16 protein-coding genes are annotated in these 25,656 nt (G+C 64.6%); 6 read left to right on the top strand and 10 right to left on the bottom strand.

The window, feature by feature from the left end:
• Nucleotides 1–8: 8 nt before the first annotated feature.
• Genes P0Y58_19400 through P0Y58_19385 form a run of 4 tightly spaced genes read left to right on the top strand, consistent with a single transcriptional unit; the run spans nucleotide 9 to nucleotide 3,419 of the window.
• Complete coding sequence (locus P0Y58_19400) at nucleotides 9–605, top strand: paraquat-inducible protein A (protein WEK29062.1); 597 nt, start codon at nucleotides 9–11, stop codon at nucleotides 603–605.
• Entirely contained in the window at nucleotides 602–1,231 is a 630-nt protein-coding gene (locus tag P0Y58_19395) for a paraquat-inducible protein A (GenBank protein WEK29061.1), read from the top strand. The genes P0Y58_19400 and P0Y58_19395 overlap by 4 nt, the downstream gene beginning before the upstream one ends.
• Nucleotides 1,231–2,871, top strand: coding sequence for an MlaD family protein (locus P0Y58_19390; protein WEK29060.1), 1,641 nt, complete (start codon nucleotides 1,231–1,233; stop codon nucleotides 2,869–2,871). Before P0Y58_19395 ends, P0Y58_19390 begins: the two co-directional genes overlap by 1 nt.
• An 11-nt stretch (nucleotides 2,872–2,882) precedes the next feature.
• The gene (locus tag P0Y58_19385; GenBank protein WEK29059.1) at nucleotides 2,883–3,419 is read left to right on the top strand and encodes a PqiC family protein; all 537 of its coding nucleotides are present in this window, start codon (nucleotides 2,883–2,885) and stop codon (nucleotides 3,417–3,419) included.
• 18 nt (nucleotides 3,420–3,437) lie between these two features.
• Here P0Y58_19385 and P0Y58_19380 read toward each other — a convergent pair whose 3' ends face one another.
• From P0Y58_19380 to P0Y58_19370, 3 genes are all read right to left on the bottom strand, one after another.
• Nucleotides 3,438–4,952 carry an MDR family MFS transporter gene (locus tag P0Y58_19380; GenBank protein ID WEK29058.1) on the bottom strand — a complete coding sequence of 505 codons (1,515 nt, stop codon included), beginning with the start codon at nucleotides 4,950–4,952 and terminating at the stop codon, nucleotides 3,438–3,440.
• 338 nt (nucleotides 4,953–5,290) lie between these two features.
• Nucleotides 5,291–7,045: a phosphoethanolamine transferase CptA gene (locus tag P0Y58_19375; protein ID WEK29057.1), complete on the bottom strand. Its 1,755-nt coding sequence runs from the start codon at nucleotides 7,043–7,045 to the stop codon at nucleotides 5,291–5,293.
• A 117-nt stretch (nucleotides 7,046–7,162) separates the two neighbouring features.
• A complete protein-coding gene (locus P0Y58_19370; GenBank protein ID WEK29056.1) occupies nucleotides 7,163–7,600 on the bottom strand; it encodes a MarR family transcriptional regulator in 438 nt (145 codons plus the stop codon).
• Between the two features lie 82 nt (nucleotides 7,601–7,682).
• Here P0Y58_19370 and P0Y58_19365 point away from each other — a divergent pair, with 82 nt between their 5' ends.
• Entirely contained in the window at nucleotides 7,683–8,846 is a 1,164-nt protein-coding gene (locus P0Y58_19365; protein WEK29055.1) for a PLP-dependent aminotransferase family protein, read from the top strand.
• A 39-nt stretch (nucleotides 8,847–8,885) separates the two neighbouring features.
• Nucleotides 8,886–9,032 carry a DUF2986 domain-containing protein gene (locus tag P0Y58_19360; GenBank protein WEK29054.1) on the top strand — a complete coding sequence of 49 codons (147 nt, stop codon included), beginning with the start codon at nucleotides 8,886–8,888 and terminating at the stop codon, nucleotides 9,030–9,032.
• A gap of 149 nt (nucleotides 9,033–9,181) precedes the next feature.
• Here the strand turns inward: P0Y58_19360 and P0Y58_19355 are convergent, their stop codons facing one another.
• The 7 genes from P0Y58_19355 to P0Y58_19325 form a co-directional block, all read right to left on the bottom strand.
• Nucleotides 9,182–9,556, bottom strand: a complete 375-nt coding sequence (locus P0Y58_19355; protein WEK29053.1) for a hypothetical protein — start codon at nucleotides 9,554–9,556, stop codon at nucleotides 9,182–9,184.
• 157 nt (nucleotides 9,557–9,713) lie between these two features.
• Nucleotides 9,714–10,304 (bottom strand): biliverdin-producing heme oxygenase, encoded by a 591-nt coding sequence (locus P0Y58_19350; protein ID WEK29052.1) that lies wholly within the window; start codon nucleotides 10,302–10,304, stop codon nucleotides 9,714–9,716.
• A gap of 100 nt (nucleotides 10,305–10,404) precedes the next feature.
• Complete coding sequence (locus P0Y58_19345) at nucleotides 10,405–12,513, bottom strand: HlyD family efflux transporter periplasmic adaptor subunit (protein ID WEK29051.1); 2,109 nt, start codon at nucleotides 12,511–12,513, stop codon at nucleotides 10,405–10,407.
• Nucleotides 12,510–13,841: an HlyD family efflux transporter periplasmic adaptor subunit gene (locus P0Y58_19340; protein WEK29050.1), complete on the bottom strand. Its 1,332-nt coding sequence runs from the start codon at nucleotides 13,839–13,841 to the stop codon at nucleotides 12,510–12,512. Before P0Y58_19340 ends, P0Y58_19345 begins: the two co-directional genes overlap by 4 nt.
• Nucleotides 13,838–14,617, bottom strand: coding sequence for an efflux RND transporter periplasmic adaptor subunit (locus tag P0Y58_19335; GenBank protein ID WEK29049.1), 780 nt, complete (start codon nucleotides 14,615–14,617; stop codon nucleotides 13,838–13,840). Before P0Y58_19335 ends, P0Y58_19340 begins: the two co-directional genes overlap by 4 nt.
• On the bottom strand, nucleotides 14,598–16,265 hold the full coding sequence (locus tag P0Y58_19330; GenBank protein ID WEK29048.1) for a TolC family protein: 1,668 nt from the start codon (nucleotides 16,263–16,265) through the stop codon (nucleotides 14,598–14,600). Before P0Y58_19330 ends, P0Y58_19335 begins: the two co-directional genes overlap by 20 nt.
• A 132-nt stretch (nucleotides 16,266–16,397) precedes the next feature.
• Complete coding sequence (locus P0Y58_19325) at nucleotides 16,398–25,655, bottom strand: beta-propeller fold lactonase family protein (GenBank protein ID WEK29047.1); 9,258 nt, start codon at nucleotides 25,653–25,655, stop codon at nucleotides 16,398–16,400.
• Nucleotide 25,656: the final 1 nt, after the last annotated feature.

Below are 25,656 nucleotides of genomic sequence, written 5' to 3'. Positions count from 1 at the left end.
GAATCGACATGGCCCAGCCCCAAGATCTGATCATCTGTGAGTACTGCGACACGGTGTACCAGCGTGCACCACTGCTCAAGCACCAGCGGGCCCTCTGTCTGCGCTGTGGCGGTGTGCTGTATCGGCATACGTCATTGACCGTCGAACAGCGGCTGGCCTTGAGCGTGACCGGCGGCATCCTGCTGGTGTTCGCCAACGCCTACCCGGTAATGACCATCGGCATGCAGGGCCTTACCCATTCGGCGACGTTATGGGATGCGGTGCAGATCCTCAGCCACGGCAGCATCACCTTCATCGCCCTGGTCATGGCGCTGTCGATCATCTTTGCGCCGCTGCTGCAGATTGCCGTGTTGTGCTGGGTGCTGAGCTTTGCCCTGGCCGGCCAGCGTGCCCCAGGCTTTGCCCTGTGCATGCGCGGCCTGGAAAGCCTGCGGCCATGGAGCATGCTGGAAGTGTGCCTGCTGGGGGCGATGGTGGCGGTGATCAAGCTGGCCGGGCTGCTCGATGTGATCCCCGGCATCGGCCTGGTGGCCCTGGCCGCGCTGAGCATGCTGATCATCCATATCGCCGGCAAGGACATCCGCGACTTGTGGGTGCAGGTATGAATAACCCGGCCAACGCCGACGCGCTGGGCCTTTGCCTGTGCCATGGCTGCGGCCAGGCCTGTGACCTGAGCAGCGACGCACACACTTGCACCCGTTGCGGCGCCGCCATTCACCGGCGCAAGGCCAATGCCATCGCTCGGGGCTGGGCGTTTTTGCTGGCGGCGCTGGTGTTCTACATCCCTGCCAACCTGCTGCCGGTGATGCACACCGAAATGCTTGGCAGTGGCAGCGACAGCACCATCGGTGGTGGTGTGCTGGAATTCTGGGAGGCCGGCGCCTGGGACATCGCGCTGATCATCTTCATTGCCAGCGTGGGGGTGCCTGCCATCAAGTTCTTCTCGCTCGGCCTGTTGCTGTTTACCGCCCAGCACCGCTCTACCTGGGCCTGCCGACAGCGCTCGCAGCTGTACCGATTCGTCGAGCTCATCGGCTACTGGTCGATGCTGGATGTCATGGTGGTAGCGCTGGTCGCGGCGCTGGTGCAACTGCGCGGGCTGGGCACCATCGAGCCGCGGGTGGGCATCCTGTTCTTTGGCATGGTGGTAGTGCTGACCATGTTTTCTGCGATGAGCTTCGACCCACGCCTGATCTGGGATAGCCATGCCAACGAGGGGAGGCCGCACTGATGGCGCAGCAAACTGACGGGCGCGAAGGCGCGGGGCAGGTTGAGGTGCGCACCCGGCGCTGGAGTGTGTCGCTGGTGTGGATCGTGCCGATCCTGGCCATGCTGATTGGCGCTTCACTGGTGGTGCGCAACTGGATGCAGCAGGGCCCGGTCATTGCCATTTCCTTTCACTCCGGGGAGGGATTGGTGGCGGGCAAGACCCAGGTCAAGTACCGCAGCGTGGTGATTGGCGAAGTCACTACGGTGGACCTGGCCGACGACAAGAAAAGCGTGGTCGCCAAGGTGCAGTTGTCCGACGATGCTCGCGCGTTTGCCACTCAGGGCGCGCGCTTCTGGGTGGTGCGCCCGCGCATCGGCGTGGGCGGGATTTCCGGGGTCGACACGTTGCTGTCGGGCAGTTTCATCGGGGCCGATTCCGGCGAATCGAAAGCTCCGGAGAAGTCCTTCGTCGGCCTGGAACTGCCGCCACCCATTACCTTCGACGAAAAGGGCAAGCGCTTTTTCCTCACTGCCAGTGACCTGGGCTCGCTGGATGTTGGCTCGTCGATCTACTTCCGCAAGATCCCGGTGGGTGAGGTGGTGTCCTTTGCCCTGCAGGGTGACGGCAAGGGGGTGGAGATTGGCGTGTTCGTGCAGGCTCCCTACGACAGTTTCGTGACCGCTGACAGCCGCTTCTGGAATGCCAGTGGCGTCGACATGCAGATTGGCGCCAACGGCCTGAAAGTCGATACCGAATCGCTGTCATCGATCCTGGTGGGCGGGCTGGCCTTTGGCTCGCCCGATTTTGCGCTGCAAGCCGAGCCTGCAGCCGATCAGGCCCGCTTCCAGCTGTTTGCCGACCGAGAGTCCGCGCTGGCCCCTCCCAATGGCAAGGCGCAATACCTGCAACTGCGTTTCGACCAAGCGATGCGCGGCCTGTCGGTGGGTGCCCCGGTGGAGTTCAAGGGCGTGGAGTTCGGCCGGGTCACCTCGATCAAGCTTGACTACGATGCCGAGCGCCAGTCCTTCCCGGTGGTGGTCGATGCGGTGATCTACCCGCAGCGGCTGGGGCCGGTGCACCGCAAGATGCTGGCGGTGTTCAAGCACACCGAGGGCGATGAGGATGGGGCGCGGCGGCTGATCGGCACCTTTGTCGAACACGGGCTGCGGGCTCAGGCGCGTAGCGGCAACCTGATCACAGGGCAGATGTTCATATCCCTGGACTTCTACCCGGATACCCCCAAGGTGGCCTTCGACATAGCCGCCAACCCCATCACCATCCCAACGTTGCCGGGCAGCCTGGAGCAGTTGCAGGAGCAGCTGCAACGGGTGGTCGAGCGCATTGCCAAGCTGCCGCTGGAAAGCATCGCCAGCAACCTGGATGGCAGCCTGCGTGAGCTGCGCGCCAGCCTCAAGCAGTTCAATGGCCAGACGCTGCCGGATGTGAAGGTGGCGCTGGACGAAGTGCACAAGACCCTGCGCACGGCCAATGCGGCCATTTCCGAGGACTCGCCGCAGCGCGAGCGGATGGGTGAAACGCTGGACGAACTGGAGCGCATGTCGCGTTCGCTGCGTGACCTTGCGGACTACCTGGGCCGGCATCCCGAGTCGCTGATTCGTGGGCGGCCGAAAGCAGCCGGGGCCGCAGAGCTTGAACCCTGAGGAGACAGCCGATGCAACGACTGCGCAATGCGTGTGTAGCCAGCCTGCTGGTCTGGCTCGGGGGCTGCAGCAGTACGCCGAACAACTATCACACGCTGGTGCCGAGCGAGCCGATGCGTGACAGCGGCCAGCACATCCATGTCACTCGGGTAGTGGTGCCGCCACAGGTGGACCGCCCGCAACTGGTGGTGCGCCAAGGGCAGAGTGGCCTGGCCATTCTTGAGACGGAATGGTGGGGTGCCAACCTGGTGGATGAGTTTCGCAGTGCCTTGCAGGACCAGCTGGGTGGGCCGGCGGGTGGCGGCCAGGCGGCATTGCGGGTGGACGTACAGCGCTTCGACACGGTGCCGGGGCGCTACGCCTCGCTGGAGGCCGTGTGGCGCCTGAAGCTGGCGGGGCAGGCCGAGCTGACCTGCCGCACCTCGGTGCAGACGGCGGCTGACAACAGCATCACCAGCCTGGTGAATGCGCACCAGGCCAACCTGCGCAAACTGGCCGAGGCGGTGCGGGGCAGTGCCGGTCGGGGTAGCTGCTCGCCACCTGCCTGAAGGCCTGTCGACCTGCGCTCACGCCTGCGTGGCCTTGCGCAGCGGCACTTCGCGCAGCAGCCAGGACAGCGCGAAGGCCACGCTGGTGATCACCCCGGCCAGCAGGAACACGCCATGCATCGCCCCGGAAAACGCCTGCAGGTAGCTGTGCTGCAAGGCAGCGGGCAGGGCATGCACGGCGGCGGGCGAAAGGCTCGCGGCACCCCCGGCAGTGGCGGCAAAGTCACTGCTCAGCCCGCCCAGCAAGTCATGCGAGAACAAGGCGCCGAACAACGACACACCAATGGCGCCGCCAATCGAGCGGAACAAGGTGGCCCCTGAAGTCGCCACGCCCATGTGGCGCACTTCAACACTGTTCTGCACGGCCAGGATCAGCACCTGCATGACCATGCCCAGGCCGGCCCCCAGCAAGCCCATGTACAGGTTCATCAGCGCCATGGGTGTGTCCAGCTCCAGCCGGCTGAGCAGGCCCAGGGCAATGACTTGCAGCAGGGTACCCAGGATCGGGAACACCCGGTAACGCCCCCAGCGGCTGATCAGCCGCCCGGTAATCGCCGACACCACCAGCAGGCCACCCATCAGTGGCAGCATCTGCAGCCCGGCACTGGTAGGCGTGGCGTTCTTTACCACCTGCATGTACAGCGGCAGGAAGGTGACTGCGCCGAACAGCGATACCCCGACGATGAAACCGATCAGCCCGGCAAGCACGAAGGTACGGTGGCGAAACAGGTGCAGCGGCATGATCGGCTCGGCAGCACGGCGTTGCTCCAGCACGAAACCGACCAGGCCGATCAGGGCGAACAGCGAAAGGCACAGCATGTCCAGCGACTGCCAGGCCAGCAGGCTGCCGCCAAGGCTGGTGATGAGTACCAGGGCAGCCAATGCCACAGTCAGGAAGAACGCGCCAATGTAGTCCACCGTATGCCGTACCAGAGCTACGTGCGGGCGGAACACGCTGCCGATCACCAGCAGCGCCAGCAGGCCCAGGGGCAGGTTGATGTAAAAGATCCAGTGCCACGACAGCTGCTCGACCAGAAAACCGCCGATCAGTGGTCCCACCACCGTGGCCAGGCCGAACACCCCACCGAATAGGCCTTGGTAGCGGCCACGTTCGGCAGGCGGAATGACATCGCCGATGGCGGCCATCGCCACCACCATCAAGCCACCGCCACCCAGCCCTTGCAGGGCGCGGAAGGCGATCAGCTGGGTCATGTCCTGGGCGGCGCCACACAAGGCCGAGCCCAGCAGGAACAGCACGATGGCGACCTGCAGCACGCGCTTGCGGCCGAACTGGTCGCCGAACTTGCCATACAACGGCACCACCACCGTAGAGGCCAGCAGGTAGGCGGTGACCACCCAGGACAACCAGCGCAGCCCACCGAGGTCGCTGACAATTGTCGGCAGCGCGGTCGAGACGATGGTCTGGTCGAGGGCTGCCAGGAACATGACCAGCATCAGCGCTGCCAGCAGCAGCGGGATGGAGGTTTGTTTGGCTGTTTCGGCGCTGGCGGTATCAGTGGATAGCGGTTGCATGGGGCTGACCTCAGCGGGGGCTGGGATGGGTTCACCGGGGCATTTGTATTGCTTGTGAGATCGAGCGCCGCCCGCGCGGCGCATCGCGAGCTGGCGCTCGCTCCTACGTTTGTTTCGGGCCAGTAATGCCTGTGCCAGGCGCGCGCGACCGCCTTGTTTGTACGACGCAATATTGAGTCATGCACTTAAGGGGTCGCGCGCAAATCCCACAGGAATGATTGGCCAGAAACAAACGTAGGAGCGAGCGCCAGCTCGCGATGCGCCGCGCGGGCGGCGCTCGATCTGACAGGCGCTAGAGATGTTGTGGCGGACACCCGCGAACACCTACAAGAAGCGTGTCAATGGCCGCTACTGGCCGTCTCCTGCACCCGCTCGGCCTTGTCCAGCGGCAGGTGATCGAACTCGCGCAAGCCATCCTTGCGGTATGGGTCACCAATCCAGCGCGGCGCTGCCACAAACTGCGGGCTTACCAGGCTCTTGGCCGGCTCGAAGCGGTCGTAGCTCAGCCCGGCCAGGTCAGACAGGGTATGGATCAGGTGCGAGCTGCTGTAGGGGCGGCTGGCCATTGCCTGCAAGTCGCGTGGGTGCTCGGCCTGCCAGCTGGGCGAGGTCCACAGCAGGAACGGGATGGTGTACATCGGCCGGGTCGGCGCGCCTTCGTTGCGCCCCAGGCGGTCGTGGTTGCCGGAGCTGTATACGTCTTCGCCATGGTCGGACAGGTACAGCAGGAAGCCATTGGGGCTACCGGCCGAGTAACGCTTGATCAGGCTCGATACCACGTAATCGTTGTATCGCACCGCGTTGTCATAGAAGTTGTAGGTTTTTACCTGGTCAGGCGTCAGCTTGCCCGGCACGCCCTGGTTGTCGGTGAAATGCGCGTAGTCGTTCGGGTAGCGGAAGCGATAGTCCATGTGCGTGCCCAGCAGGTGCACGATGATGAACTTGTTCGGCGCAGGGTCTTGCAGGGCCTTCTCGAACGGCGCCAGCACCACGTCATCGTACTGGCTGGCGTTCTGGTTGCGCTGGTTGTTCAGGTATACCGGCGCATCGGTCTGCTGCGAGAAGGTCGTCAGCATGGTGTTGCGCTTGGTCATGGTCTGCTGGTTGGTTATCCAGAAGGTCTTGTAGCCTGCCTGTTTCATCAGGTTGATCAGCGACGGGTCGGTGAGGAAGCGGTCCGGGTTCTGCTCGTTGCCAAAGGTGAGGATCTGCTGCATCACTTCAATGGTGTACGGGCGCGGTGATACCACGTCGCGGAACACCGTCAGGCCCTTGTCGCTGGCGGCCAGCGCGTCGAGGTTGGGCGTGGTGTCGCGGTTATAGCCATACAGGTGCATGTGCTCTCGGGTGGTGGACTCGCCCAGCACCAGCACCAGGGTACGCGGCGCCGTACCGCTGCTGTCACGCAGGTTTTGCAGGGGCGGCAACGCGGCGTTCTGCGCCAGCAACTCCTGCATGTTGTCCAGTTGCTGGCGGTACTGGCGGTAGCCGACCAGCAGTTGCCAAGGCACGGCGGGCTCCATGCGCTGCTGCACCTTTTCGGCGGCATCGGCGAAGTTGCGCTCCTGGGTGACCATTTGCTTGTAGAACGGGTACACCAGGTTGGCGACCAGCAACAGGGCCACTACCGGCAGACGGCTGCGCAGGGGCAGGCTGACCGGGCGCACGCGCTTCCACAGCAGTACCGCCACCAGCGTGTACAGCAGCAGCGCCAGGCCCAGCCACACGCTGAAGTACTGGCTGAAATACTCACCGGCTTCAGCGGTGTTGGATTCGAACATAACGAAGATGACGCTTTGCGAGAACTCCTGGCGATAGATGCCGAAGTAGCTCAAGCCCACCAGCGATGCCGCCCACAGCACCAGGCCGATGATGCCCGCGGTGGCGCGGGTGAAGCGCGGCAGCAGCAGCACCGGGGCCAGCCACAGGCTACTGAGGAAGAACGCGTCACGAAAGCCGGCAAAGCCGGTAGTCCCGCTGAAAAGCAGCAGCGCCTGGGTGACGCCGGAGAAGTACCAGAAGAACAGCAGCAGCCAGCCCAGGCCGGCCCAGTCCACGCGCGTGCGCGCGGCGGGGAATGTAGTGTGTGACACGTATGCCTCGTCGTACCTTGGCGGCCAACGGATGTGCCCGTGACCGGAAAGGGCGTGACGCTAATCTGCGGCGTGTGAAAATAACGTCAACGCGGCGAATAACAGGGGCTGGCGCAGTCAGGTCCGGCTGTTGCCCAGTGCCATGTTCACCGCCAGCCAGCCGTTCACTGCCTCTTCCCCGGCATCTGCGAACACCCGCTCCAGCAACTTCACCTGCTCGCGTCGCAGCATCTGCTCCAGGCGTGCGCCTTCCTCGGTCAGGGCAAGCAAACGCTTACGCTTGTCCGTTTCGCAGGCCACGCTGTGCACCAGGTGCATTTCCGTCAACTGGCGCATTGGCATGTTCAGCGCCTGTTTGCTGACCCCGAGCAAGGCCAGCAGATCCTTCACGCTCAAGTTCGGATAGCGCGCGACGAAAAACACGATGCGTTGATGCACGCGGCCCAGGCCTCGGCGTTCGAGCATTTCGTCGGCCTTCGCGGTGAAAGCCTGGTAGCCAAAGAAAAAGGCTTCCATCGCCTGTTGTTGGGAGGCTGGGTTTTTAAGGTCAATCATATTGACTTATTCGTAGGCGGCAGCGTAATTTCGGTCAAACAGTTTGACGTATTTTCCTTCTGCCTTGCTACCGGTGATCCCCATGGCTTTCTCTGAACGTGTCACGCGCCTCAAGAGTTCCCTGATCCGTGAAATCCTCGCCGCTGCTCAGCGGCCCGGCGTGATGTCCTTTGCTGGCGGTTTGCCTGCTGACGCCATGCTGCCCAAGGTCGATTGGGCCGACATGCCGGTGGGCATGGGGCAATACGGCATGAGTGAGGGGGAACCGGCCCTGCGCGAAGCACTGGCGGCCGAAGCGCGTGCACTGGGGGTCGATTGCCAGGCCAGTCAGGTGCTCGTGGTGAGTGGTTCGCAGCAGGCCCTCGACCTGGCAGCCAAGCTGTACATCGATCAGGGCACACAGATCCTGCTCGAAGCGCCGACCTATCTGGCGGCGCTGCAGATATTTCAGCTGTTCGGTGCCGACTGCCTGGCCTTGCCAATGCAAGCTGACGGCCCGGATCTGGTTGAACTGCGTGATCGCCTGCACCGCCACCGCCCGGCCTTCATCTACCTGATTCCGACCTTCCAGAACCCCTCTGGCCTGCGTTACAGCGAGGCCAAACGCGATGCAGTGGCGGCATTGCTGGACGAATTCGGTGTGACACTTATCGAGGACGAACCCTACCGCGAGCTGAGCTTCGATGGTGGCAGCGCTCAGCCGATCGTCAGCCGCTTGAGTAACGCCAGCTGGATTTACACCGGTACGGTTTCCAAGACCTTGCTCCCAGGTCTGCGGGTCGGCTACCTGATCGCCAGCCCTGACCTGTTCCCGCACTTGCTGCGGCTGAAGCAGGCCGCCGACCTGCACACCAATCGCGTGGGGCAATGGCAGGTGCTGCAGTGGTTGGGTAGCGACAAGCTCCAGTTGCACTTGAAGACACTGCGCGACTACTACCGCACGCGCAGGGATGCGTTTCAGCTGGCGCTGGAAACGCATTTTGCCGACCTGGCGGAGTGGCACAAGCCGGATGGAGGGTTGTTCTTCTGGCTCACGTTGAAGCAGCCGCTGGATACCCGCACGCTGCTGGCAGAGGCGTTGGCGGTGGATGTGGCGTTCATGCCCGGCGAGCCGTTTTTCCCTGACCCGGACCGGCATCACGGGCATCTGCGCCTGAATTTCAGCCACGTTGCCCCGGACCAGTTGGATGAAGGGCTCAGGCGTTTGGCGCAAGTGCTGCGCAATGCGCAGGCTGCGCGGGTATGATGGCAGTCAGCGAAACCGTACTGACAGGCCCAGTGGAATATGAACCGTCGTAAAAAGATAAACCAGTTGTTGAAGGCGCATGCCAAAAAGGCCAGTGCCAAGCTTGCGCCGCGCAAGCCCAAATACATTAATAAAGCTGACCGCTTGAAGCTGGAGGCCGAGGCGGCGGGGGATACTCCCACCTGACGGGTTGACGCGAGCCGTGTAGGAGCGGCCTTGTGTCGCGAAAGGGCTGCGTAGCAGCCCCGGCGATTTTTGCTTTTGCGCTGGTATTGTGGGGCCGCTTTGCGGCCCTATTGCGACACAAGGCTGCTCCTACAGGGAGCACGCCAGCTTCAGCGGCGGTAGTAACGTTGGTCTTCATGGTGGCGCTGGTGCATCGCCCGCTCATGGCGGCGCTCCCAGTCACGGCGCCGTTCCCAGTCGCGGCGGCGCTCCCAGTCTCGCCGGGCTTGCTCACGCCGCCACTGCTCACGGCGCCCGTCGCTTCTGTGGTCGTGCCAGCGGTCGTCGTCGTGCGCCAGCAGAGTTGCCGGTTGCGCGTCGGCCAGACTGGCCACCCTCGACCAGGGGTTGCCGGCAGGCTTTAACGGTGACTGAACGGCAAGTGCCGTCGCCACCGGAGTTTTCATTTGTGTTGCCGATGCCGTGCCCACCGCCGCGAACGAGAACAGGCCGAGCAGCACCAACCTTGCGACATGTATTTTCATGAGCGAAGCCAACCTCTGATAACAATTGAGCCATCTGGCCAGCAGGTGTGGGGCGAAGCTGCTCTCGCGTTCCGCTACCTTTCTGTACCTCCCTCATAGACCGGCAAACGGGAAAAAGTTCGCTGCGGCAACAACTTGTAGAACTTATCAGGCCCGTTCACCCGCCTGTGAACACTGCCCGCAGGTGTGCCCGATAACTGTCGAACGCGGCAATAGCACCGACGATCACCTCGGCTTCTTCCTCGTCATCCAGCACCAGGCCATCAAGCCTGGCAACAAACTCGCGCCAGTGCAGTGCGCGACCATCAGGGTGCGGCGCCAGGTGACGGGCACCCTCATCGCCATCCAGGCCCAGGCGCTGGGTCTGCTTGAACAGGAATGCCGCGCCCAGGTTTGAGCCCTCGCTGCAATATAACCAGCCCAGTGCCTGCGCGGGGCTGGCAATGACCTGCTGCGGCGCCGCAGGCAGTGGCAGGCCAAGGTCATTGAGGTCCGACTCGACCGCGGCGAAGCGCGACAGTTGCACCAGCCCAGGCAGGCGCACGTTCAGCTGTTCGTCGCCATACAGCGCCAACAGGCTGCCATGGAAACGGTGCTGCACTTCCAGGAAACGCGCGTAGCGTTGCCGGTCCTCGAAGGGGCGTGCTGCCATCACCAGCGTGTCGACGCTGTCATGGTCTCGGCTGCTGGCCGCTTTCAAGCGCTTGCAGCGGCTGGTCTCGGGCAGGTTGGGGGCAGATGCGTTCATCGAGCGTTCCAGGAAAAAGGGTACCAAGGCCCATGATGCGCATCGCACAGAGGGTTAACCACAGTCATAGTATTAAGAACGCTTAACCTTGCAAACCCGGCTAAAACGCCGACTCGCGGACCAGTACCGCCACAACCGAGCGCCAGCCCGCCAACAGCAAGCTTTGCCGTTCAGCTTCCAGCACCACGGTGCCGCGTACCACCCATGCTGGCGCTGCCCCGCCGTCAGTCACCGCCAGCTCGGCCCGGTATAGCGCCTGCTCGGGGCGTGCTACACCTTGCGGGTCCAGCGTAGCGGCGATTGTACCGTCGTAGGGCGAGGCCAGTTCAGCTGCGGCAGCCAACTGCTTCACGGCCGTGCTGGCCAAGTGCTCGAGCTGAACCGGCCGCGCGGAGAGCGTGATGTTCTCGGGGTAGAACCTGCCCTTGCTGGCACTGCCCAAACGCTGCAGGTCATGCTCTTCGACGAACGCCTCAAGCCTTGCGCTTCGGGCGTCTACCACTATGCCCAGCCACTCGCCGGCCGGCAACCATTGGCCTGCCTGCAGCGGCTCGGCCAATTCGCGCAACTGGCCGGCGAAGGGCGCGCGGATGGTCAGTTCCTGCCATTGCTGGCGCAATACACTCAGGCGTTGCTGCGCCGCTGCCAGTTCATGCCGGACCACACCGAGACCTGCCGCGCTCTCGCGGTCCAGCAACTGAAAACTGCTCTGCCACTGCAGGACCAAAATGCGCCGCTCGACGTTCTGCAACTCGTGCAGCAGATCAGGGGCTTGCAGCTCGAACAGCGGCTGGCCGGCGGCTACGCTGTCACCGGGTTGGGCCAGTACTTGCACCAGGCGACCGCCCACCGGGACGTACAAATTGGCCTGGTTGGCCGCCTTGAGCAGTGCCGGCGCCTCGACGCTGCTGCGCCAGGGCAGGCACAGCAGCAGCAGCGCCAACAGGCATGCTGCCAAGGTGAGCAAGCTGTTGCGATTCATGTGAAAGTCCTTGCGGCGTGCGTACCATTGGCGCGCTTCGCTCACCAAGGGCAAGAGGATGAAGTAGCCGATTTCCACTGCGAACAGCAGCAGGCCAAGCAGTTTGAAGGCAAAGTGGTAGACCAGCAGTGCAATACCCAGAAACAGGAACAGGCGGTAGACCCAGGTGCCCACCGAGTAGGCCACCAGTAGCCGCCGCAGGCGGGTGGGGAAATGCTCGGGTGGTGCATCGCCAAAGGCGAATAGCCACTCACGCAGCCGCCAGCGCGCCAGGGCGAAAGCCCGCTGTTGCAGGTTGGGCACCCCCAGCAGGTCTGAAAGCAGGAAATAGCCGTCGAAGCGCATGAAGGGGCTGAGGTTGACGGCCAAGGTCAGGATCCATGTAGTGCTGGCCAGCATGAATACCGCGCTGCGCAATATGCCGTCCTGTAGAAAGCTCCACAGCAAGGTGGCCCAGCAGGCCAGCACCAGCTCCGCCGCCATGCCGGCAGCGCCGATGGCCAGGCGGTGGCTGCGTCGGCGCAGGCGCCAGGCCCCGGAGGTGTCGGTGTAAAGCACAGGCCACAGCACCAGCAGTGCCACCCCCATGGTCGCTACCCGCGCCCCGAAGCGTTTGCAGGTGTAGGCATGGCCCAGCTCGTGCACCACTTTGGCCAGCATCAGCGTCAACCCCGCCAGGGCGGCGCCTTCCAGGCTGAAAAAATGCAGGAAAGTGTGGGTAAAAGTGTCCCACTGGCGCAGCACCAGCAGCAGGCCGATCAGCCCCGCAGCCAAGGTCATGGCCAGGAAAGTCGGGCTGAAGAACGGTGCCACCCAGGGCAACGTGCGCTGCAGGAATGCATCGGGGCGCAGCAATGGCACGCGCACGAACAGGTAGTTCTTCAGCAGCCAGCGCGCCCAACTGCTGCGGCCTGCGGCCTGTCGCTCGACCAGGCGGCGCTGGTCTTCGGCACCCAGGCATTGCAGCAGCTGGTGCTGGCGCAGAAACCCGTGCAACTGCAGCACATCGTCCGCCTCCAGTTGCAGGGTGGTGGCCAGGCTGGTCTGCCGGGCAATCTGCTCGGGCTCACCCAGTCGCCAGCGTCCGAGCATTTCCACCTCGGCCCAGCCCAATCGGAAGAACTGGCCGCTGGCCGGGTCTTCCAGGGTCCAGCACGGGTTGCCGAAGCTGTCGTCAGGCCCCGGATGCAGGCGCAGTTCCTCGCGCAGCAGGCCCAGCGCCGTCACAGTGCCAACCAGATGCGCAAGGTTGCCAGCGGGCGGCGCAGCAGGTAGGTGAACAGCGTGGTGCGCTCACCATAGACCTTGGCTGTACCTTTGAGGCCGATGCGGATGCGTGGGTCGTCTGCACCCAGCGTGGCTTTGAGGCGGTAGGCCATGCTGCCGTCGCCGTTGGCACTGGCGCGGTAGCCGAGTTGCTGGAGGTGGGCTGGCAACGGTGACGCGGGGTCGGTGTTGAGGAACATCAGCACCTCGGCGCCGCTGCGCAGTTCGATGGCGTCCTTGACCGGCAGGCGTACTTCCAGCTGCGCCCGGTGCGGGTCGGCTACCTGCAGGATCTGCTCGCCCAACGTCACTGGGCGCCCCTGCCATTCGGCCGGGTCGTCGTACAGTGCCACGCCATCATGGGGCGCGACCATGTGCGTACGCGCCAGGCTCTGCTGCAGAAAACCCACATCGGCGAGCGCCTGGTCGCGGCGGCCCTGCAGTACCGCAAGCCCGGCTTTGCTGCGCGCGTCGTTGAGTGCCTGCTGCTGCCCTTGGCGCAGCTCGCCCTCGGCGATGGCCAGGGCCTGGCGTGATGACTCCAGGCGGCTTTGCAATTCCCGAGCATCAAGCTGCACCAGCGCTTGGCCGGCTTTGACCGATTGGTTGGGCTCTACCAGGATGCGTTCCACCACACCTTGCAGCGGTGCACGCAGCACGCTGGGCTGCAGGGCGACGATTTCAGCGGGTGCCAGTGCGGCCTGGCGCACCGGCAGCAGTGCCAGGCCTGCCAGTATGGCCGCGGCGGCCAGCCAGTAGCGGCGGTTGCGACGCAGCCCGGCAAGGCGGCCAAGGCGGGGTCGCTCGAAGCTTGCCCAGGCGTGTCCGTAGGCATCCTGCAGCAGTGCCAGCAAGCTGCTGTCGGCAGCGCTCAGGGCCTGATCGCGGGCCAGCAGCAACGCGCCCAGCAGGTGTTGGCGGCGGTCGTACAGCGGTAGCCAAACGACCCAGGGTGGCAGGTACTGTGCCCACTGGGCCTGGTCATCATGGGGCAGGGCGGTGGCGTTGAGGCTGACCGCCTGCGGCCCTGGGTGAGCCTGCTGCCAGGCTTGGCACAACCCGCCCAACCAGTGGTTGAAGGGCGCGTCCTGCTCTACCGTGGCCAGCCCCGAAAGGCTGGCCAGGCGCTGTGCTCGGGTGTCCCACAGCATGGCCTGGCGATAGTTCAGCAGGTGCCGGGTTTCGTTCACCATCACAAAGCCCAGGGCCGCGATGCTGTCGGCGGCCCTGGCCTGGCGTTCGAGCTGTACCAGCCCGGCCAGGGCCGAATCGTTCAACACTGTGTTCATGATTTGGCGTTGGCCGGTGGGGTGATCCGCGCGTTGCCGCTCATGCCGGGCAGCAGTTGCCCGGCCTGGGCATCGATACGGCCAAACACTTTGATCGACTGGCTGAGTGGGTCAATCACCGAGCCCAACCGCTCGACCTTGGCGGGGTAGTCGGCGCCGGTTTCGTCCAGGTGCACATTGAAGGCATAACCGGGTTTGAGCCAGGCCATCCAGCGCGACGGCACAATCAGTTCCACCTCGAAGGCGCTGTCGTCGTACAGCGTCAGCAGTTCCTTGCCCTCGGCCACGTACTCCCCGGGTTGCACCTTGCGCTCGGCGACGCGGCCGGAGAACGGCGCATCGATGTTGCAGTGTTGCACCATCACCTGGTTCACACCGTTCTGTGCCCGCGCCATGCTCAGCTCGGCTTGCGCCTGGCTGAGGTCGGAGACGCTGATGGACTGCAACTGATCGAGCTTTCTGGCCACCCCGAGCTTTTTGTTCGCCGCCTCCTGGGCGGCGGCCGAATGGCCCAGGCGGGCGCGATGAATGGCGCAGTCGAAACCGACCAGCCGTTCGCCCTTGCGGAAACTGTCGCCTTCCCTGACCTTGAGCTGAACGATCTTGCCGGCCAGCTCGCTGGAAACCACTGTGCGCTGGCTGGCGCTGAGCTGTACCCGCAGGTCCGGCATGGCCAGCGGCAAGGGCGGTGGTTGCAAGGGCGGCAAGTCTTCGGCCAGCGCCGGGGCGCTGCACAGCAGCCCCAGCAGGCACAGTTCAGCGAGTGGCCGGCGCATGGTCCACCTCGACCAACTCGGTGCTTTGCAGCGAGCCCAGGCTGCTCCACATGTCCACGCGTGCCGGGGCAATACGAGCTGTTTCAGGCCGGGCCAGGCTGGTGACCGCGAAGCGGGCCATCAACGGCGCTTGCACCTGGCCTTGTGCCAGGGCCAGGCTGTTGTGGCCAATGGCACGGGCCAGTTCTGCCACGCTGTCGCCGGCCAGGCGTGCGGGCAGCGGGTCGAGCCCGGCAGCCTGGTAGACGGCGCCGTAAGCGCTTTGCAACTGGGCGAAGCTGCGGTCGCGGCTACGGGTCGCCAGTACCGTTTCGGTGGCGGTGCGCACCTGTTCCAGCACGGTCTGGGCATCGCTGCGCACGGCGTTTTCGGTTTGCGTCAGGATGCCGGCCTGTACGCGTTGCAGTTCGTTGGAGCGCTCGAACAACTGGGTCGCCTGGTGGTATTGCTGCCAAGCCACGTTGACCTGGGTAAGCACGGCCATGCGCAGTGCCTGCCGGCGCATGTCAGCCAATGCCTCGCGGGCTTCGCCGGTACGCACCACCGACGGATAGGCGAGTACGTTCATCAGGTTCCAGCTCACTTGCACGCCGGCATCGGCCCAGTTCTTGTTGGCGGTGTAGCTGTTGCTGTCGTAGTTGCTGCCGACGAACAGCGACGCGCCCGGCATCAGGCGCAGCAAGGCGGCGCGGGTTTCCAGCACGGCATTGCGGGCCTGATAGCTTTCTTCGCGTACCTCGGGGCGGCGGACCATGGCCATGGCTTCCAGGTCGGCCAACGGGTAGGCCAGGTTGGGCGCCTGCAGCTGGCTGTCGCTAGGCACCACCAGCTGGAAGTCGGTTGCCGGCGGCAGGTTCATCAACCCGGCCAAGCGAGCCTTGGCCGTGGCCAGTTCGCTGTCGACGGTTTCCAGTTGGCGTACCGTTTCCAGCAAGCCTTTCTGGAAGCGCAGCGCATCCACCGGCGCCAGCAGCCGTTGCCGTTCGGTTTCTCGTGCCTGGCCCAGGGCATTGCGTGCATCGGCCAGGGCGCGTTGTACCTGCGGTTGCAGGCGCTGGGCGGTGGCGGCTTCCCAGTAAGCGCTGCGCACTTGCTGGATGATGTCGGCGATCACCCGGCGACGCCGTTCTTCGGCAGCCAGTACCTTGTTGGCCTGGGCTTTGGCGCCGAAGTAGCCGATGCCGAAGTCGAGCACGTTCCATGACAGCTGCAGGTCGGCGCTGCGCACATTGCGGTCCTGACTGGTGGATGGCTCCAGTGACTGGTTGCCGGTGCGTAGCGACTCGCTGGAGGAGGCCAGTTGGTTGTCACGGCCGCGCCAGCCGGCGCGGGCGGCCAGCTTGGGTAGCAGGTCATAGCTTTGCTGGTCGAGCAGGTTGTCTTCCAGCGCCCGCTCCATCAGCGCCAGGCGCTGTTGCAGGTTGTACTTCACGGCGCGGGCCATGGCCTGTTCCAGGTCGATGGCCTGGCTTACCGGCTCCTGGTTGTCGAACATGCGGCTGCGATCGGCGCTGGCTTGGGCAAGTTGCTGTTCGAGGGTCAGCGGCTCGGGGGTAATCGCGCAAGCGCTCAGGCCCATGGCCATCAAGCCCACGGCGATTTTCAACGGCGCCCGTTTTGGCGCGCCAGGCAGATGCTTTTTGATCACGTGTTTTCCCTTGAACGTATGGTAAGCGACGAACCCGCCGCGCAGCCGGTGCGTGGCGGGTGAGAAGATAAGAATTATTCCCAACACTGGGCAATGCCGGGTTTATTAAGATTGCTTAATGGGCGCCAGGCTTCAGCGCTGGCCGAACACCGTCACCAGCAGCGCCTGAGCCTGGCTCATCCAGCTCCCGCTAACCCCTCCCTGCAACTGCGCATCCAGCCCTTGGCTACCGGGCAACGGCTCGGCCTGCGCCTGCCCCTGGCCTGCATGCAGGTGCAACTTGACCGTGGCCTGGTGCCCCTGGCCATCCTGCCCGCGCAATTGCAGGTCCAGCTGGCCATAGCGTTGCAACTGCCGGGTATCTACCTGAATTTCCCCACGCTGCGGGTCGAAGCGGATCCACGCGGGCAGCGCCAGCCCATTGGCCAGGCGCAAGCTGACCAGTACGCGGCCGTCGCGGCTGGCCAGCAAACCCTCGGGCAGCTTGACCGAGCTTTTGCCACCGGCAGCAGGGGCAGCGCTCAGTTGCACATCGCTGCGCACCGCCCGTATGCCCGCCAGTAATGGCTCGATGGCCACCAGCGGGTTGCCCAGTCGCGTGGTCTGCTGCGTATCGTGATGTTCGGGCAGCTCGCCTGGTTCGGGCAGCTCGGCGATCTCCTGGCTGCGGCTGGCGAACGCAGCCTGGCTGTCGGCAATCTGGCGCAACACACTGGCGGCAGCGTCCGGGCGCGGTGCGTCGGGTTGGGCCAAGGCTGAAGTGCTGCGCGGCTCGACAGGCCAGGCAGGGTCGCTTGGCATCAGGATGACCGGGCTGACACTGGCAACGGGATCTGCCGGGTCGATGGGATCAACCGGATCGACAGGATCAACCGGGTCAACAGGATCCACGGGATCAACAGGATCAACAGGATCAACAGGATCAACAGGATCAACAGGATCAACAGGATCAACAGGATCAACAGGTTCTACCGGATCGACAGGATCTACCGGATCTACGGGGTCCACAGGATCGATGGGATCGACGGGATCGACAGGCTCCACCGGCACCTGCGCTTGCTCGATTGCAACCGAGATCACGGTCGCAGCACTGTCCAGAGCACCGTCGTTGAGTTTCATGGCCAGGCGCACCTCACCGGCTTGCCCTGCGCCGTTCGCATACGACAGCTGATGCAGCAAGGCATTGGCCTGGGCACGGGTCAGCGCGGCCTCGATCGTCAGGTTCATTACGCCTTCGACGCTCTGCAACCTGCCGACCACCGTACCCTCGAGCAGGACCTGGCCATTGACCAGGCTGAAGCCGTTGCCTGCAATCAGGCCAAACTGGTCGCTGTCACTGGCGCCGCCTTCGCGTTGCAGGGTCAAGGTGGCGCCCTGGTAGTTGCCCATGCCGCCATTGGCAGCATCCATTTCGGCGTCGCCCAGGCGCAGGCCCGGGGCCAGTGCTACAGGCTCGCCGCCAACGGTGAAGCTGGGCTGCGCGGCGCCGGGTGCATCGAACTGGGCGATTCCCTTGCCGATCACCAGCACCTGGCCCGCGTTGCTCACCTGCAACTGGCCGCCTTCAGCAAGCACCGACGACACCACCTGGTCGGTCAACTGCAGGCTTTCGCTGCTCGCGTAGCGTTGCACGCTGCCATCGTCCAGGGTCAGGTACAGGCTGCGGCCATCGCTGCTCAAGGCCAGCGCATGCACGCCGGCAACACTGATGCTGTCGCGCAGCGTGAGGGCTTTGTTCGCGAGGTCGAAAGTGAAGCGGGTGACGCCCGTGCTGCCGGCCACGTAGAGCGTGCTGCCATCGTGGCCAAACCGGCCGATCACGGGCTGGCTGAAGTCGATGCCCACGCCGCTGTCGGCCGTGAGCTTGCCCACTTGCACCAACTCGCCCTTGGCATCCTGCTGGAAGATCAGAATGGCGCGGTTACTGGGCAAACCGGACGACAGCACCAGCAAGTCGCCTTGCTGCGATACGTCCGTCACCATCCATAACCCCGGCTCGGCGCTGACCGAGCCGTCCGCGGTCAGGCTACCGTCAGGCTGGCGGCTGAAAATGCCCATGCCGTACACGCCCGCAACATAGACGTGGCTGCCGTCGGCAGACACCACCGCCTGGCTGATCGTGCCAAGGTCGCCCTGGTAGCCAATGCTCTGGCTGAAGACCAGGGCGCCCTGGGCATCGCGCTGGTACACGCGCACGTCATTGCCGTCGTTGGCCACGGCATACAGGTTGTTGCCGTCGGTGCTCAAGGTAAGGCTGTCGAGGGTAACCCCAGCGGCGGCAAGGCTGCTGACCAGGCTCAAGCTGCCGTCTGCGCCCAGGCTGAACAGGGCGATCACGCCCGTGCTGTCGGCCACGTACAACGACTGCCCGTCAGCCCCAAGCACCGCTGCTTTCACATCGGCAAGCCCTGCCAAGGTGGTGGTTTCGCGGGTAAGGGTGAAATCACCCAGCGACAGCACCGGGTCACCGTCGATCACGGGTGCATCATTGACCCGCAGCACTGTCACGCTGACGGCCAGTTCCACCGAGGTCAGCGCGCCATCGCTGAAGCTGACGGTGAACAGCTGCTGCGCTGCCGGTGCGCGGTTGCTGCTGGCGAACGTCACCTGGCGCAGGGCGTTGGTGACATCGGCGCGGGTCGGGAGGGTGCCGGCATCGTCGTTGAATGTCATGACCATTACGCCGTCGTGCACCGTCAGCGTACCGATGGCCACGCCGGCCTTGTACAGCACGTCGTCGGTCAGGGTCAGGCCATTGCCGTTTCTGAAGGCGAGCGTGTCGCTGGCAGTGGCGTCCTGCAAGGTGATGGTGAGCGTGCTGCCCTGGTAGTTGCCAAGCCCACCATTGAGGGCGTCGGACTGTGCATCGCTGATGCTGGCCTGGGGCGCGATGGCAACCGCCTGGCCGGCTTCGTTGTACAGCTGTGCCGCGCCGCTGTTGTTGACTTGTGGCGCACTGTTATCGGCGGCGTTGCGCGCCAGGGTGACGGTGACAGCATCGGCCAGTTGCGTGGTCAGGTTGGCGTTGTCGGCCTGCGCCTGTTCCTGAATGGTCAGGGTAACCGTGCGGGTGCCACTCAGCTCGCTTGCCGTGTTGTAGAAGGCCAGGCTGTCGATCAACGTTGCCGTGTCAGCGGCCGACCGCGCCACATACAGGGTCAGGGTGGTTACGCCGTTGGCCTGGCTGATGCGGTACTCAATGCCGTTTGGCAGGAAGACCTGTGAATCCACAGCATTCTGCAGGCTGATCTTTTCGCCCAGCACGCGTATCACGTCATGGGCACCGACAGCGTCCAGGGTGATGATGACCGCTTGAATGTTCTGGCCGCTCTCGATGGTGTCGATCTGTGTGCCGGTAAACAGGCCTACAGGGTCTTGCCAGCCGTTCAGGGTGGGGTTGAGCGGGGTACTTTCGAGCACCGCCGGGTTGTTTACCCCGGTCAGGGTCACGTCCACGCTCAGGCGGGTGTTGTTACCGTCGCCATCGTAGAAGGTAACCTGCATCGGTTGCTGCGTGCCGTCGCGGGTCGGGTCGCTGCTGGTGTTGCGGTAGTCGATCTGGCGCAGGATCGCCTGGGCGTCGGCCTGGGCCAGGGTGGCGGTGAACAGTATGATCAAGCGCCCGTCCCGCTGTGTGGCACTGGCAATCGCCGTGTCGCCTTTGAAGATCTGCCCATCGCGCAGGCTCAGGCCGTTGCCGTCGACGAAGCCAAACACATCGTCGCTCGACGCACCGCTCTGGCGCACCACTACCAGGCTGGCGCCCTTGTAGTCCCCCAGGGCGTCCAGTTGCTGGTCGGCGAGGGCGCCGGTGGGCAGCAGGAGCACACCGGCGTCGCCTTCGGTGACGCTCAGGCCGGCGACCTTGATGCGCATGCCAATGACCTGGCCACCCTCGAACCCGACGTTGCCGGCCAGGTACAGGTGCTGGCCGTCGGCACTCAGGCTCAGGCCGGTGAGTTGCTCGCTGCCATATTCGTCCAGCTCGAAGGCCAGCGCCTGGCTGGCCAGCAGGCCGTCGGCGGTGCGGCTGAAGCTTTCCAGGTGTTCGCCACCGGCGACGAACACGGCGCTACCGTTCACGGCCACCACCAGGTCGATGGCATCGGCCTGTACCGCCTGGCTGCCCAGCAGTTGCAGGCTGCCGTCGGCACCCAGGGCGATGCTGTGCAGCAGCGTGTTGTCCTGTTTGTCCAGCACGTACAGGTAGCGGCCGTCGGCGCTCTGGGCGATGGCCGCCAGGTTGTGCGCTTCGGCGCCGGCCGAAAGCGTTGCCACCTGGCTCAACGAGCCGTCGCTGGCGATGCGCAGGCTGGCCAGCAAGGTGCTGCCGCCCATGCCACTGGCCAACAGGTATTGGCCGTCGGCACTCAAGACCAGCCGGTGCACGCTTTCCAGGCCGGCGAAGTCGGTGTAGGCAGCGACCTGGGTAAGGCTGCCATCGGTGCCCTGGCGCAGTACGAACAGGCCGGCGCTGGTGGCCAGGTACAGGTTATCGCCGTGCTGGGCAATGTCATCCACCATCGGCAGGCTTTCACCCAGGCTGTCACCGGCGAAGGTGCTGGCCAGGGTCAGCTGGCCGGTACTGGTATCGCGGGCCAGCACCTGCACACTGTTGTCACCGGAGGTGATCACGTACAGCCACTGCTGGTCGGCAGACATCAGCACTTTTTCCGGGCTGGCAAGCTTCAGGGTGTCGCTGCCAACGGTCTGCACCAGGGTCAGCTGGCCGTCTGCATCGCGGCTAAACACGCTGATCGCAGCCATGCTCGAGTCGTCCCATTTGACAGCGTCGGCAATGGCGTACAGGTAGCGGCCATCGGCGCTGAGCCACGTGTCGCGGGCCGAATCGAGCAGGTTGGTTCCGCTGTCGTCCTGGTTCAGGCCGCTGCCGATCGGTGCAAGGTCATTGGTGTCGGCCGACAGTTGCGGGCGCTGGTCGGGTGCAGCCTGCACTTCCAGTTGCAACTCGACCACGCTCTGCGCGCCACGGGCATCGGTCACGACAAGGCGCAGGGTGTACTGGCCAACGGTACCGGCCGCCGGCGTGCCGCTGAGGGTGCCGGTGGTGGCATCGAACTGCAGGCCCTCGGGCAGGCCCTGCAAGGCAAAGCTCAGGCTGTCACCGTCGGCATCACTGAAGCCGCCCAGCGGCACGCTGGCGTTGAACGGTTGCTCGACTTCGATGCTGCCCAGTGTGGGTAGGGTGGTGCTGTTCTGCGGTGCGTGGTTCACCTGCAGGATGATTTCGCGGCTGCTTTGCTTCAACCCATCGTCAAAGGTCAGGGTCAGGCTGACGCGCGTATCGTCGGTGCGAGGCCCGGCGCTATAGTCCAGCTGGTGCAGCACAGCGTTCACTGTCTGTGCGTCGACCGTGCCGGTGAAAGTCACTGTCAGGGTGCCTTGCTGTTCCACCAGGGTGGCCACAGGCTGGCCGTTCAGCAGCACACGCTGGCCGTCGCGAGTAAGCCCGTTACCCGTGATGAAAGTGAACTGGTCGGCCGCCTGCGCCTCGCCGCTGCGGTTCACGGTCACCACCAGCCCGGCGTAGCTGCCCTGGGCCTCGTAGTCCACATCGGTAACCGAAAGGCCGGCTGCGAACGGGTTGTCTGCACCTTGGTTCCAGGCCACGGTGTGTTGGGCGTTGAGCACGCCCAGCCCGGTGTTGACCAACGCTGCACCGGTGTAGAGGTTGCGCCCGTCGGCGCTGATGATTACATGGTTGGCGCTCATGCCCAGGGCGATGTTGTGGCTATGGGTGAGGGCGCCAGTGAGGGTGTCGCGGGTGAACACCATCAGTTGTTGTGCGCCGTAGGTGGTGGCGTAGACCGTTTTGCCGTCGGCTGCAATGGCCAGTTCGCGCAGGAACGTGCTGTTCACCAACGGGTAGGTGCTGATGGCGCCGCTGAAGGTCAGTTGGCCGCTGTCCGCGTCACGGCTGAACGTGCTGATATAGGCCGGGTCGTTGCTGCTGAGGTAAACCGAGCGGCCATCGGCTGCGATGATGATGTCGTTGGCGTTGAGGAAGCCATTGCTGTCGGGCAGGGCGGCACTGTGGGTATCGCTGGCGATACTGTCCGGTGTCAGTGCCTGCAGCAGGGTCAGGGTACCCGTGGCGCTGTCGCGGCTGAGGACGGTCAGGGTGCGGCCGGACACGTTGCTGATATAGGCGGTGTTGCCATCGGCCGACAGTACGATGCCGCTGGGGCGTGGCATGCTGGTGCTGTCGGCGTAGCTGCCCACCCAGGTCAGCGCGCCGGTGTCTGCGTTGCGGGCGTAAATGCCCACGGTGGCCTTGCCGGTGCTGGTGTCGGCCACGTTGACGCCGTTGACCGTGTACAGGAACTTGCCATCGGCCGACAGGGTGACCTGGCTGACCTGGCCATCCAGGCCTGCTACGCCGCCTTCAAGCTGGCCATCGGCATTGGCCACGGCGCCATCGCCCTGGCGCGCCTGCACCCCTTGGTAGGTCAGCTCGCCGCTGCTGGCGTCGCGCTGGAACAGCACCAGGGTGCCGGCATCCTGCCCGGCAATGTAGCCGGCCACGTAGACCGAAGTGCCGTCAGCAGAAAATGCCACCGAACTGGTCTTGGTCAGGCCGTCCACCTCGATGGCGGCGGTATCGGGGTTGTCGCTGTCGCCTTGGGTGAAGGTTTGCAGCAGGGTCAGGCTGCCGTCGCCGGTATCGCGGGCGAACACCCGCACATAGCCGGTGCCGGAGGCGTTGCTGGCGCTGTTGCCAGCTACCACCAGGGTTTTACCATCGTCGCTCAGGCGCAGGCTGATGACATGGTCGTTGTAGCCTTCGAGTTTGCCGTCCAGGTAGATCAGCGTGCCGTCGGGCGTGAAGCTGTCGCTTAGCTGCGGCGCGGTGCCGGTTTGCAGGGTGAGCTGTGCGCTGATGTCCAGCGCCCGGGTATCGACCCCGCCATTGCCGGTGCCGCCGCTGTCGGTGACGCTGGCCAGGGTGATGCTGCGCTGGCCGCTGACAGCACTGACGTGTTCGTTGCGGTAGGCCATGCCATTGACCAGGTTCTGCACGGCGGCGCTGGCGATGCCGGTGCTGCTGCCCAGTACCAGTGTGGCAGTGGCGCCGTCGCGGCTGTAGGTGTAGGCCATGCCATTGGCCAGGCTGCCGCTGGACGAGACGTCCAGCGCGATGCGCGTCCCGTCGAGCAGCAGGTATTCGTCGCCGCTCTGGTCCAGACCGGCCAGGTTGAAGGTGAGCCCGGTGATGGCCTGCCCCGATTCGCCGGTGTTGACCTGGGCGCCCTGGAACAGCAGTACCTGTGTGCCCGGGGTATCGTAGACCGGGTTGACCACTGGCTCTGCGCTCAGGCTCGGTGCGCTGTTGATGCCGATCAGCAGGGCGACCACCTGGGCCTTGCTCTCCAGCTGGCCGTCATTGGCCACCAGTTGCAGCTGTACAGCGCCGCTGTCGCTGGCGTTGCGGTAAATCACCTGCTGCAGCACGGTATTGGCTTCGCTGCGGGTCAGCGCCGCGCTGAAACTCAACGTCAAGGTGCCGCCAGTCTGCACCAGGTGGCCGACCTCCACGCCATTTTGCAGCAGCCGTTCGCCATCGACACTGAAACCATTGCCGGCCGCGAAAGTGAACTGGTCGTTGCCATTGGCGCCACCCACGCGGCTGATGCTGACGCTGATGCCGCTGTAGTCGCCAAGCCCTGCGGCCAGGGCATCGGCGTTGCTGTCGCTTAGCGTCAGGCCCTGGCCGATGGCCAGGTCGCTGCCACTCATGTAGCTGCGCACGGCGGTAAAACGGTTGATGCCATCGCCCAGGGCGACCAGCGACTGCCCATCGGGGCTGATCAGCAAGGCTTGCGTGCCCGCAGCGTCAAGAGTGCCGCTGGGCGTCAGGGTGCCGCTGGCGCTGATCTGGTACTGGGTAATCTTGCCGTCGCTGCTGCTGGCATACAGCCGCTGGCCATCGGGGCTGACAGCCACGGCGTTGACGTTGGCCAGGCTGATACTGTCGATGCGCACCAGCCCATCTGCGCCCATCTGGTAGGCCTGGATCACGCCGTCCTTGCGGTCGCCCACGTAAATAACGCCACTGGCGCTGACGGCCAGGCTGTGCAAGGTCTGGCCGGTGAACTGGCCCGTGGTGAGGTTGGCCGAGCCCAGGTCGACCACTGCCAGCGAGCCGTCGGCATTGCGCTGGAGCACGGTCAGGCTGTCGTAACCGATGTATTGCGGGTCGGTGGTGACGTAGACGTAGTCGCCCTTGACGTAGACCTTGTCCGGCGCAGCATTGCCGAACACGCCTTGGTCCAGCGACTGCACGGGGCTGGCACCGACCGCACCCAGCACAGGGTCGCGGGCGTACACCTCCAGGCCATTCCACTGTGTGCTGACATAAACCCGGGTGCCGTCGGCAGACACGGCCAGCCCGGTGACGCTGGACAGCTGCACGGCTTGTACATGGCTCAAGGTGCCGTCACCGGCGACTTTGTAGGTGTGGATCTGGTTGTCGCTGCCTGCGGTGTACACAAACCCGCCATCGCTACTCATGGCCAGGGCGTTGAGCGTGCCCAGTCCCTCGGGTGCATCGATGCTTTGCAGTGCGCTGAGGTTGCCCAGGGCATCGGCCTGGTAGACCTGCAGCCGCCCATCGTTGCCCGCGCTGTAAAGGTAGCGCCCATCGCTGCTGTACAGCGCCTGGGGCAGCGTGGTGCCGCCAGCGGCAATGCCTTGGGCGAGGTCCAGCGGCGCGTCGGATTGCAACTCGGGTGCGCGGTTCACCGCACTGACCAGGGTCACGGTGGCGCTGATGGCCGGCTCGCTGCTGTTGTTGTCGGTGCCCATGTCACTGATGCGCTCCAGGGTCACCGTGCGCGTGCCGTTGTCCAGGCTGCCGTCCAGGCTGCGGTACTGGATGCTCTCGACCAGCGCCTGCAGGTCGGCAGCACTGTTGTACCGGGTCGAAGCCAGAACCACATCGATGGTGGTGCGCCCGCCGTCGTTGCTGACGATGTAGGTGAAGTGCTGCCCGGCGGTTTCAACGCCTTCGCCAGCGGCAGGCTCCAGGGTGATCTGCGTGCCGTCGATCACCAGCGCCTCGCGGTTGCCGGTGCTGTTGATGGTGATGCGCAGGGTTTCGAAACCCTGGCCTTCGTCGTTGCTGTTGGCGCTGACGTTGCTGAACAGTGGGCTGCTGGTGCTGGCCTGTTCGGTGACGCTGTGGCTGGCCTGCGCCGGGTCGGCGTTGAGCGTGGGCGCGTGGTTGCTGACAGCCGTCTGCTGGGCGTCAGCCTGATCGGCGGCCTGCACGGCCGTGGTCACTGCGGCGGCATCGAACATCATGCGCGGTTCCAGCGCCAGGGCCAGGCTGTTGAGGGGCTTGCGGTTGCGGGGGCGATGAGCACTCATG

The organism is Candidatus Pseudomonas phytovorans, assembly GCA_029202525.1.
Classification (GTDB): Bacteria; Pseudomonadota; Gammaproteobacteria; order Pseudomonadales; family Pseudomonadaceae; genus Aquipseudomonas; species Aquipseudomonas phytovorans.
Note: the sequence above shows the minus strand (reverse complement) of the source record. Positions and strands in the feature narration are given on the sequence as shown.